Source organism: Lunatimonas sp. (assembly GCF_020832325.1).
In the GTDB taxonomy this organism is placed as follows: Bacteria; Bacteroidota; Bacteroidia; order Cytophagales; family Cyclobacteriaceae; genus Lunatimonas.
The window spans coordinates 211902-222886 of the sequence record NZ_JAFIEU010000013.1; the positions used below are offsets into that span (position 1 = coordinate 211902).

Sequence of the window (10985 nt, forward strand, 5' to 3'; positions counted from 1 at the left end):
TTTTCAGCCGACTAGAAAATCCGCAAAGATTTACTGGAATGCATCTACCGGTATGAACTAGCTCTACCTTGCCCTAAAAATAGCATTGACCTTGCGCGAAGGTTCGATTTGGCTTTAATTCATTGGTGGATTTTTCTATCTTTAGGGCGTGGCGGCGAAATAAAGAATTTTGCTATCCTATCGCAGTTAACGGTGCCTTCGGAGAGGAGGTTGATCGCGGCGAGCGGAGGTTTTTTTGGAATGATCAAAAGACAACCTATTATGAGTGAAAATGCACCTGTTACCCAACTGAAAGAATCTATTTCCGGTAGCGACCAATTTTTGTGGGCAAATTGGCTGCAGGAAACATTGACTTGTTTTGACTGCACGACTGGCACGATCCATATTCTAGAAGAGGGGACTGACCTTTTAAAGCTAAAAGCCCAAGTGGGAGTTCCGGAGTTTTTGCTTCCCAAAATGTCTGTAGTTCCCGTGGGAAAAGGCATGGCTGGCATTGCCGCAGAACGAAAAGAAGCTGTGCAGGTCTGCAACCTACAGACCGACGAATCTGGTGTAGTAAGGCCGGGAGCAAAGGATACCAAAGTGGAGGGTGCAATTACGGTTCCCCTACTCGTGGACGGAGCGCTGTATGGAACTTTGGGAATAGCCAAAAAGGAACCATATGAATTTACCGAGGAGGAGGTTGCCAATTTATTATCCATTGCCGGTGCTATGGCCAAAAAGGTTTCCTAAGTTTAGGGGGCGATCAGCGTTCAGCATGTAGGGTAGAAAGCATTTAAGCCTTCGCTCATTTTGCAGGTACTGGTAGGGACTCTAATCAGGCAGGATCTTATTTTTTGAGAATCGTGATATCGATGGGTATATTTTTACAATCGTCGGTGGTCAAAATGAAAGATTGTTTTTAAATCATTTTGAAATATTTTATTTTATTTTTTATATTTATGACAAACACGATGTCATTTTCATGTCTAGGATTCACAGAGGGCTTACCGTCACAGTCACAATTGCGGAGGAACAGGTTGATGCTGTGGCGCTGCTATTGGATCAGCTTAACCGGGAATTGAAGGAAAATCGGGCGGATTTCCAAGAAAAAATCCCCTCGGTGCTGTTTTTAAGTTGGCTGGTTCTTCCCCAGCAGGTTTACGCGGGTGTGGAAAAGCTGCCAGCAAGAATCCTACTGATGACGAGCTACGTGGGCAATAGAAGAAATCATCTTCGGGAGTTGGCGGCTTGTTTTCCGGCCATGCTGCATCAGGTATTTTCTTTGAGCGATGAGTTTTCGGCTGGTGGGAAAGTGGATTGGGTAGCTTTTTTACGGAAGAAATCGATTCCCAACACCTTTTATTCGGGCTTCAAATTTATTGCAACCGGGGATATAGAGCAGGAGGCCTTGGTAAAGGAAGAAGTATTTCAGCACCTAGCCAACCTCTCTCAAGAGGTAGACCTTACTTCGAAAAGCCCGGCAGAGATGAAGGACCTGATTGAAAACTTTTTGCAGGGACATCCGGGTTTTCAATGGACTCGCAGGCGCGTATCTGGGTTGCGTTGGGATAAGGTGCGTATGTTGCTACCCTTGGGTTTGTTTGCTCTGCTGATGGCGTCCTCATTGGTTTCGTTGATCCTTCGGTTTTTTATGGACTCCAAAGCACTGGATATATTGGCCTGGTTCTTTCCTGTATTTGTATTGGGTATGTTGGCACTGCTGTTATTACTGCGCCTAAACGAACGCAATCCCCATATACCTGGTTCGGCTGCACCCGATGAGCGTATTCGAGATATCGTAACCCGTGAGACCAACCCCGTTATCAATGAGATGACCGTAATTGCACCGCTCAAGAAGGGATGGATTAGGCGGGTTTTTTTGGCGGTCTCGCTGAGGCTGGTATTTTTGATCCGTTATTTTTCCTATATACCCACTGTTCATACCGCCCGGTGGCTGCAGACAGATCGCGGAAAGCGGCTGGTCTTCATTGCCACCTTTGACAATATTTCGGAGGCTTATGCGCATGATTTTGTAGACAGCGAGCGCAGGACGATGAATATGGCCGTAATATTTAGCCACGCATTTGGATTTCCGGCCACGCGGTGGCTGGTACACAAGCAATACAATCACCGCAGTGAGTACATGAAGGGCGTCAGGTCCCACCAGCAAATTACCCAGTGCTGGTATGCCTATAACGACGCGCTGAGTGTAGAAAACCTGAAAAATAACCGGGCATTTCGTCAGGGATTATTCCAGAAAATGAAGGATGATGAAATTCGTGAATGGTTACTTAGGATATAGCAGATGGAATTGGAACTAACGGATATGCAAGGCTTGGCCATCCGCGGACATGGCCACCTACCCCATGCACACTATGTGTTGATGCGATTTACTGGGGTGCAGGAGACGAAAGCGTACCTGAAAGAGCTGATGCCTTTGGTGACGCATGCGGGAGATAAGGCTCCCGAAGTAGCCCGTCAGGTGGCGTTTACCTATTCCGGGCTAGCCTTTTTGCAGCTGCCTGCATTTACCTTGGGCAGTTTCAGCAGGGAATTTAGGGAAGGAATGACGGAGTCTCACAGACAGTTTATCTTGGGAGATACCGGCGAGCATGCCCCAAATGATTGGGCTTGGGGTGGGGACCCCTCGGACATTCATCTGCTATTAATGCTCTTTGCGCCAAATGACGAGGCCTTGGGACAGTTGGTAACAACGGAGTTGACTAGAGCTTCTTCGTTTGGGGTGATACTGCGTATTTCCCTTCCCACGGGGATGCTACACGATCAGAAAGAGCATTTTGGGTTTCGGGACGATATTTCCAGACCGCTAATCACCGAGTTGGTCAAAAGCAAGGATACGGGCAATGCGCCAACCTATCCGATGGGTGAGTTTATTATGGGATATAAGAACCTCTATGATGAATATGCTCCTTCACCGCTTGTGTCAAAGGATTCTCCTGGATCGCAGGTGCTGCTACCGCATCCCGATTATCCGGACTTCATGGACTTGGGGCGAAACGGCACCTATTTGGTCTTCCGCCAAATGCAGCAGGAAGTGGTACGTTTTTGGGATTATTTGAAATCCCAGGCACAAACGACGGATGAAGCCATTGCATTGGCTTCCAAGATGGTCGGGCGCTGGCCGGATGGATCACCCCTGGTTCGTTGTCCGTTTGCCAGTGACCCATCCTTGGCAGAAGAAAATGATTTCGGGTATTGGGAGGAAGACCGATCCGGCCTGAAATGTCCGTTGGGTTCGCACATTAGACGAACCAATCCCCGCGATCATTTGGTTACGGAAACCAGCCAAAAGGACTCTGCGGAAATGGTGGCCAAACACCTGATGCTACGAAAAGGGCGTCCCTATGGAGAACCCCTAGCAGAAACCATGGAAGTGAGCGACTTAATGATAGCCCAAGAAGATGGCAAGGAGCGGGGTTTACATTTTATCTGTCTGGTTACCGATTTGCGCAGGCAGTTTGAGTTTGTGCAAAACAACTGGGTAAACTTCCACAAGTTTGGAGGTTCCGAACAGGACGCAGACCCCATTATCGGAAACCATTACCAAAAGGATCAAGTGATTACAGATCGGTTTAGTATACCTGCCTACCCAATTAGGAGGAGGTTGGAAAATATGCCCAACTTTGTGAAAGTTAGGGGAGGTGCGTATTTCTTCTTTCCCGGATTGAAAGCCTGTCAATTTATCGCAAATTACGATGGAATCTGAACTAACGCCCCAGCAAAATCAGGATCTGGCTAAAATCCTTCAGACAATGAAGTCCTTTTTGGCGAAGGAATATGCTGGAGTATCCCATAAAAGAAATTTTCATCCCAAGATGCATGGTTGCCTTCAGGGTAAGCTTTCCGTTTTTTCAGACCTACCCGAACCCTTGAGGGTAGGGCTATTTAAGGAAGTAGGCGTCTACGAGGCTTGGGTACGTTTATCGAACGCCCCACCAAAGGTTGGGTCTGACCGGGGTCGATCGGGTAGGGGTTTGGCTATCAAGGTACTTCAGGTACCTGGGGAATTACTCGAAGAGGAAGACCCACTTCGCATGGCGACGCAAAATTTCTTGCTGACCACCAGCCCAATTCTCTCAGCATCTTCCATTCGGCTTTACAGGAAAGCCATGGGAGCAGTGTTAGGTGGTTTGTTACCCAGAATTCTGTTTGCGTTGAATCCCCTACACTGGCGGAGTTTGTTTTTGACGTTGCGGTATGCAGCCAAACACGACAATCTTTTGGCAGAGGATTATTTTTCAGGTGCGGCGTTTCGTATGGGATCGGGCCAGTATGCCAAGTTTGTACTGAAGTCCAATCAGCCCGAATTGGGCTATTCCCTCAATACGTCCCGCTCTTCCGATTTTTTAAGGGAACAGCTAAAAACCGACTTGAAGGATACCGACTACTCTTTTACGCTGCATGTTCAGCTACACCAGAATCCCCGTCATCAACCTCTGAACGATACTTCAAAGGTATGGAAAGGGACCTTGATTCCGGTTGCCTTGCTGACACTGCCAAAGCAAGTGTTTGATACGCCTGAACGGCACGCGTTTGGGGAATCGTTGGAGTTTTCGCCTTGGATGGGATTGGTAGATCACGAGCCAGTAGGTGAAATAAACCTAGCCCGAAGGGTTGTTTACCGTGAATTGGCCGCGTTTAGGAAGGAGAAGTAGGTTGTGGGGGCATCGTTAAGATGTCTTCCATAAAGGGATTTAGGAACGTTCTGCCACCAAATTTGTGCTGGTAGTTCTTCCAAAGGTGAAATGCTGGAAATGCTTTTTCGACCATCTCGGGAGCCCAAGGCAGTACCGAAAGTCCCCAGTGCGGAATGGCTCCAAAGGCAATCAATGCAGTTTCCAGTTTCCGCAACAACGTGTAACTACCCGTCACGCCACGCACGCTGACCAGCTCGATCATGCAGATGTCACCGGTATTCATCATGGATAGGTGGGCGGGACAGTGCTTAACAAAACGCAAGGAAAAAGGAGCGGCCAGGTAATGCCGGTAGGGAATGGCTTCTTCGCAAACCTGGAGAATAAGGTCCACGGCATCCGCCACCCTGTTCAGGGCTACCCCATATTCGGTAGCAAAGCCGTAGAATTTCAGTTCTCCCAGACCTTGGTCCAGTACTTTTCTGGCGATGTCCTCGAAACCACCTCCCCGTTCGGCATAGTCTTCGATCCGGTGCAGGGAATTATTGATCATACCTGGGATGGCGTCAGGGTTTCGGTTAAAAACCCAAGGCGAGAGCTTGCCGGAAATATTGATGCCGGAGATAAAACTGGAGAGGTAGTTTCGTTCTTTTCTAGCATTGGGGTGGTTTTCACTGGCCTTTACATAATCTCTTGTAGTCACCAAGCACTTTCTTTTTGGATCAAGTTCTGCGTCCGTATCGATGTAGGGGTTGATCAACACCTCAAAGTGCCGATGCGCATTGAGGTAAGCGTACAAGTCGGGCGCATTCATCATTTCTTCTTTTACATCCTCCCAGTTTCTCAATCGTCGCTCTTCATAAAGCCGAAAGATAGGCTGTACTTCTAGGATCATGGAAACCACGATGCCCATACATCCCACACCTACCAGCACAGCATGAAACGTTTCGTCGTCTTGGATAAGCTCGATGTGTCTATCTGATCCGGGGATCTTTCCATCGTAAAGAACAGGGTCGGTGATGCCGTCTGTGGCTTCAACGCGGTACGCCTTGCCTCCTGTACCTACGAAGGTGATGGATCGCACCATGGAGGGAATCGGACCAAGGCCTATGCCTGACCCGTGGGTAGAGGTAGACAGTGCTCCTGTAATGGATTGTATGCTGGATCCCCCTTGGTTCATCAGGTACCAGCCGTATTCTTCAAGTACCTCGATTAAGTGCCGTATTTTTGTGCCCCCGCTGGTTTCGAATAGATAATGGGTTTCTTTCGCCGTGGTGTTGCCAAAATTCACGGTTACCTCAAAACCATCCCGGTAGGCCGCCTTGATAAATTCCTTGGCAGGACGGTTGGTGACATTGAGGTATTGGGTGCAAACCAAATAATCGTCGGACTGGGCGACGGGCGTCAGGGCGTGGCCCGAGCCCAAGGCACGGATTTGCCGACCGCTTTCCTCCGCCTGCAGCACTTCTCCGATTACCTCCAATACCGCATCGTAGTCATATACTAGGTGGCTGTCGCATTTGGGGTCAAATTCTGGAAAGGTTCCACTGCCTGGAATAAAAAACTTCAATGGCTCGGAGCAATGGTTTTCATACCAATTGGCCCATTTTTGGCGAAAAGTGGATTCTTTATGAAAAATCTTGTCGTGCGAAAGCTCCACATCCAGGGTCAGATGGACGCATTCGTGCAGTGGCGTATTTTTATTGAGTTTCTTTTCGATTAGCCGTCTGACAAAACGCGGACGGGTGAGGGCATTGATCCGGTTTACCCACCGTGTCCTGTTTTTGCGGGTGCAGTGGTTGGTCAGTGCGTCATCCAGTCGGTCTATCTGTGCAGGGAGCTTTTCGCTGTTGAAAATCAACGTAAAAAGCAGTCTGGTAAACTCCCAGCCCACGCTGAGTGGCCCCTTTTTCTTCTTGAGTAACTTGCTAGATCCCGACATCTGAAATATTCGTTTTGATTTAGGTTAATTTACCCATCAATATACTGTTTTTTATTTTTAGTTCATATGATTGTGCTTGTTTTTTAACGTAAAGAGTTTTAAACGCAATCTAGCCAAAAAAAATTACTATCTGATTTAAGGCTTCCTAGATTGCGGTTAAAACTTAGTTGGACGAAACCGGGGGCCTGTCTATGGGCATTTATGTTTCCCTTTTTGGGTCATTTTTGCGGTTGGGTGACCAAAACATCCGCATAGACTACTGAAACGCCCAGATCTAGGATATTTCCGGTTCGCTAAGGGCAGTCCTTTCCCATTAACGTTGATCCGTTTTCATTTTTTCCCATGTTTTCAAAGAACGTTTTTTCACAGGGCAGCTTCAGGGATCCCTGCCCTTTTCCCCGGCGAGGCCGTAAACCATCCTACCGGTACCGCATTCTCCACACATGAACAGGTCCCTGCCCAGTATTTCCTCCAAAATCTCATAGGTGGACAACCCCTCGTAAAAGGAAATGAACCTTGCCACGTTTAGCAGCCTGAAACAGTCATCCATTTTGGTCTTGCTGTTCGCCGAAGACATGATCCCGTAGTATCTTATCTTGTAAAACCCGCCGGGGAGTATATGCTGCATAAACCTGCGGGTAAATTCGGCACCTGGAAGTTCCATGGTTTTGCTTTTGCCGTCCCGGTAATCCTTCCACCTGAACTTTACCGTGCCGTCCCCGACGGCCAGTATCCGGCTGTTGCTGATGGCCACCCGATGAGTGTACCTGCCCAGATACCCAACAGCCTGGTTGGCCCCCTTGAACGTCTTTTTGATATAGATATGCCACATCTTCGAATAGGCTTCCTTTTTCAAGAGTTCCGGCACGGTGTACATGCCTTTCTGTTTTTCAGGTATCCTGAGCAGATCTGCCCCCAAAGCTTGGAAAAGCTTTTCCATGAATACGCCCCTGAATATCTTGGAGAGTGCCTTCACGGGTACAAAAAACTTCTTGTTGGCAGCCACCCATTCCATTTGGTCGGGGTCGAGCCCTCCGGCCGGTATCAGCATATGGATATGGGGGTGGTAGTTTAGCGCCTGCCCCCATGTGTGGAGTACCGAGAGGCAGCCGATGTCCGCACCCAGGAAGGCAGGGTTCGATGCCGCCTTCTTCACCGCCAGTGCCGAAGCGGCGAAGAGCATCCCGTAGCATTCCCGCTGGTTGAGGTAAAACAGCGGCTTGAGGAATTCCGGTATGGTGAACACCACGTGAAAATACCTTACCGGGAGCATTCTGCACTTCAGCTTTTCCACCCACACAAGCTGTTTTACATACTGGCACTTGGGGCAGTGGCGGTTACGGCAGCTGTTGTAACTTACCCTGATGTGGCCGCAGCCGTCGCAGGTGAGCGTGTGGCTGCCCATACTTGCGGTCCTGCACTCCAATATGTCATTGTATGCCTTCACCTGGTCCGGACAAAGCCTTCCCGTGCCCAGAAATCTTTCCTTCTGGGATCCCAGAATATCGGAAAGCTCCGCCCCCCCGTTCCTTCTGTTGACCGTTTCCATCACAGGCCATCCAGTGGACTTTTGATTTTCGAGGGATCGAAATTGGTCACATGAAGGTAAACCGAGGTCGTCCTAAGGGATCTGTGCCCCAACAGTTCCTGGATCACCCTGATGTTGGTGCCCTGTTCCAGAAGGTGGGTGGCAAAGGTATGCCGGAGGGTATGGAAAGTGGCATCCTTCTTTATCCCGCTTTCCTTAAGAATCTTTTTGAACAGCTCCTGGACAGTTCTTTTGCTGTAGCCCTTACCGGCTGTCCGTCCTTCAAAAAGAAAGGTTTTGGGCCTGTAATACCTGTAATATTCCCGGAGCTTTTCCAGCAGCTCCCCGGACAGCAGGGTATACCGGTCCTTGTTTCCCTTGCCCCCACGGACTCTCAACTGCATCCTGTCGCCGTCGATATCGCCAAACTTGAGGGCAACCAACTCACCCAGCCTCAGTCCGGAGCCATAGGCGAGCGCAACCACGCAATAATGTTTCCTGTTTATGATTCTGTCCAGGATATGGGACACCTCCTCTTTGGAAAAGACGACGGGGAGGGGCTTCGGGCGTCTGGGCCGTTTGATCTTTACCGGGTCCCACTCCCTGCCGAGAACATCCGTGAAAAGAATTTTGAAGGCACTGATGGTCTGGTTTACACTGGAAGCCGACAGGTCTTTCGTCTCAACCTTATGGAATAGATACTCCTTTAGCTCGGATATGCTGATCTTGTCCGGACTTTTTCCAAAATGGCTGGAAACTGACGCTACCTGGGAAATATAATTTTCGATACTTCTTGGAGAGTAGTTTCTGATCTGCATCTCCTGATACATCTGCAGACGTAGGCTTTTTTTTCCATGATTAATAGAGTTTAAAGATTGTACATGAAATAAAAATAAGCTATTTATCTAAAAATAAGAACGTTAATAGATGAAAAGTCAAAAACTACCGACGTAGGAGGTTTTGTTCAACCGTTGGATACGTTGTGGTTTTCTTCGTCTTCCCATCCTAATCAGGGGAGGTAGTCGCTACTGGCTTGCCTTTTGCCAGATACCCTACCGGTTTTGGAATATTGGCAGAATTGTACGTATTTGAATTTGCAAAAGGGGAATAGTTTTAAGGAGCCATTATGGAAGCAACGTTTGCAAAGAAAGGTTTTTTGGTGGTCATTGGGTGCTTTGACACCAAAGGAGAAATCTATGGAGAGCTGTACCGATCCTTAACGGCAAGTGCTGCGTCGATTCAAATGGTCAATGTGGGCATTTCCGAGAGTACGGGTACCTTTCCCGTGGATGTGGAATCCGAGGAGATTGCAGGGCTTGCCGGCTATACCCTATCAGCGCTGAAGTCCCGAAAGGACCGCAGTTTTGCGCTGGAGCAGTTGGCTGCAGGGTGTCAAATCTGGCTAAAAGGGTTATTGGAACAAGGCCTACTCAGGGGTGTGATCGGCATGGGTGGGGGAGGAGGCACCTTTTTGTTTTTAAAAGCCATTCAGGTATTGCCTCTGGGCCTACCAAAACTCTGTATATCTACCCTGGCTACCAAAGATGTGTCCCATTCGGTGGGAGTGAAAGATGTGGTGTTGATTCCATCGGTAGTGGATGTAGCTGGCATCAACCGGATCATCCTTCCGATCATCCACCAAGCAGCCGCTGCACTGCTGGCGATGGTGGAGGTGGAGTGGGACCGAGTCGCCTACACCAAGCCCCTCGTGGCGATCAGCATGTTTGGAAATACCACGGACTGTGTAAACGCCTGCACACGGCTATTGGAAGCGCGCGGCTTTGAGGTGATGGCGTTCCACGCCAATGGCGTGGGAGGTCGAAACATGGAGGCGCTGATACGGGAGGGTGTATTTGATGCAGTGATGGATCTGACCACCACCGAACTTGCCGACGAGTTTTGCGGTGGCATCCTAAGTGCCGGAGCGGACCGAATGAAAGCCGCCGTACAGCAAGGGCTCCCGATGGTGGTGGCGCCAGGCTGTCTGGATATGGTGAATTTTGGCAGGCCAGAAACGGTCCCCTCCCAGTTTCAGGGGCGTCTTTTTTACCATTGGGCGCCAGATGTGACGCTCATGCGGACCAACAAGGCCGAAAATCAGCGATTGGGAAGGCACATCGCCGAAACGATAAATCCGTTGGCCGCCCAGGTTGCGGTCGTTTGGCCCAAAGGAGGCTTCTCCCAAGTGGGATCCCCCGGCGGCTTGTTTTTTGATAGCGAGGCAGACCAATTCTGCTTGGAGGGACTGATGGCAGCACTTGATCCCGGCATTTCTGTTACCCAAGTACCGGGTTCAATCAACGATCCCGCTTTTGCCCAGGTAGCGGTAGACCGGCTGATGGACCTGTTGAATCGGCACCGGTCTATTGGCTAGGTGCTAATGGCAAATACTTGTTTTGCCGTTAACCGATAGTGGACACACCCTGAGTGATGTACTCGCCGGTCCCCCTATTGTTATATGTCTCAAAAATACCTTTCCGCCCTCGAAAGGCTTATCCAACCTTCCCAAAATGCCCATTCGGTCCCAGAAAATACCCCGAACAGGGTATTTTTTGGGGAATAATAATGGCTTATCTTTAGCTGCAGCGTATGGCCTACCCTTGTTGAAGGGAGAAACCGATCCGGCAAGTTTTTTTGACTTGTGGATAGGGCTATAGTCCCAGCGCATTAGGCGCAACCGAGTAGCGCCAATGCAACCAAATTCGGACACATAGGCGCAACTGGGTAGCGCCAATAAAAGTGTTGAACAAAACCTCCTACGTCGGTAGTTTTTGACTTTTCATCTATTAACGTTCTTATTTTTAGATAAATAGCTTATTTTTATTTCATGTACAATCTTTAAACTCTATTAATCATGGAAAAAAAAGCCTACGTCTGC

The 10985-nt window shown here is 49.0% G+C and carries 8 protein-coding genes; 5 read left to right on the forward strand and 3 right to left on the reverse strand.

Annotated features, from left to right (window positions below; all coding sequences use genetic code 11):
• Nucleotides 1-261: 261 nt before the first annotated feature.
• The 4 genes from JJU34_RS05080 (at nt 262) to JJU34_RS05095 (ending at nt 4658) form a co-directional block, all read left to right on the forward strand.
• The gene (locus JJU34_RS05080) at nt 262-732 is read left to right on the forward strand and encodes a GAF domain-containing protein (RefSeq protein WP_228691239.1); all 471 of its coding nucleotides are present in this window, start codon (nt 262-264) and stop codon (nt 730-732) included.
• Nucleotides 733-964: 232 nt separating this feature from the next.
• A complete protein-coding gene (locus JJU34_RS05085; RefSeq protein ID WP_228691240.1) occupies nt 965-2284 on the forward strand; it encodes a peroxidase in 1320 nt (439 codons plus the stop codon).
• 3 nt (nt 2285-2287) lie between these two features.
• On the forward strand, nt 2288-3709 hold the full coding sequence (locus tag JJU34_RS05090; RefSeq protein ID WP_228691241.1) for a peroxidase: 1422 nt from the start codon (nt 2288-2290) through the stop codon (nt 3707-3709).
• A complete protein-coding gene (locus tag JJU34_RS05095) occupies nt 3699-4658 on the forward strand; it encodes a catalase (protein WP_228691242.1) in 960 nt (319 codons plus the stop codon). Before JJU34_RS05090 ends, JJU34_RS05095 begins: the two co-directional genes overlap by 11 nt.
• On the opposite strand, the gene JJU34_RS05100 is transcribed toward JJU34_RS05095, so the two are convergent.
• From JJU34_RS05100 to JJU34_RS05110, 3 genes are all read right to left on the reverse strand, one after another.
• Nucleotides 4642-6579 carry a D-arabinono-1,4-lactone oxidase gene (locus JJU34_RS05100; RefSeq protein WP_228691243.1) on the reverse strand — a complete coding sequence of 646 codons (1938 nt, stop codon included), beginning with the start codon at nt 6577-6579 and terminating at the stop codon, nt 4642-4644. The two genes, JJU34_RS05095 and JJU34_RS05100, sit on opposite strands and share 17 nt — an antisense overlap.
• A gap of 376 nt (nt 6580-6955) precedes the next feature.
• Entirely contained in the window at nt 6956-8128 is a 1173-nt protein-coding gene (locus JJU34_RS05105; RefSeq protein WP_228691244.1) for an IS91 family transposase, read from the reverse strand.
• Nucleotides 8128-8937 carry a site-specific integrase gene (locus tag JJU34_RS05110; protein WP_228691245.1) on the reverse strand — a complete coding sequence of 270 codons (810 nt, stop codon included), beginning with the start codon at nt 8935-8937 and terminating at the stop codon, nt 8128-8130. Before JJU34_RS05110 ends, JJU34_RS05105 begins: the two co-directional genes overlap by 1 nt.
• Nucleotides 8938-9233: 296 nt before the next feature.
• On the opposite strand from JJU34_RS05110, the gene JJU34_RS05115 reads away from it, so the two are divergent.
• Nucleotides 9234-10481, forward strand: a complete 1248-nt coding sequence (locus tag JJU34_RS05115; RefSeq protein WP_228691246.1) for a Tm-1-like ATP-binding domain-containing protein — start codon at nt 9234-9236, stop codon at nt 10479-10481.
• Nucleotides 10482-10985: the final 504 nt, after the last annotated feature.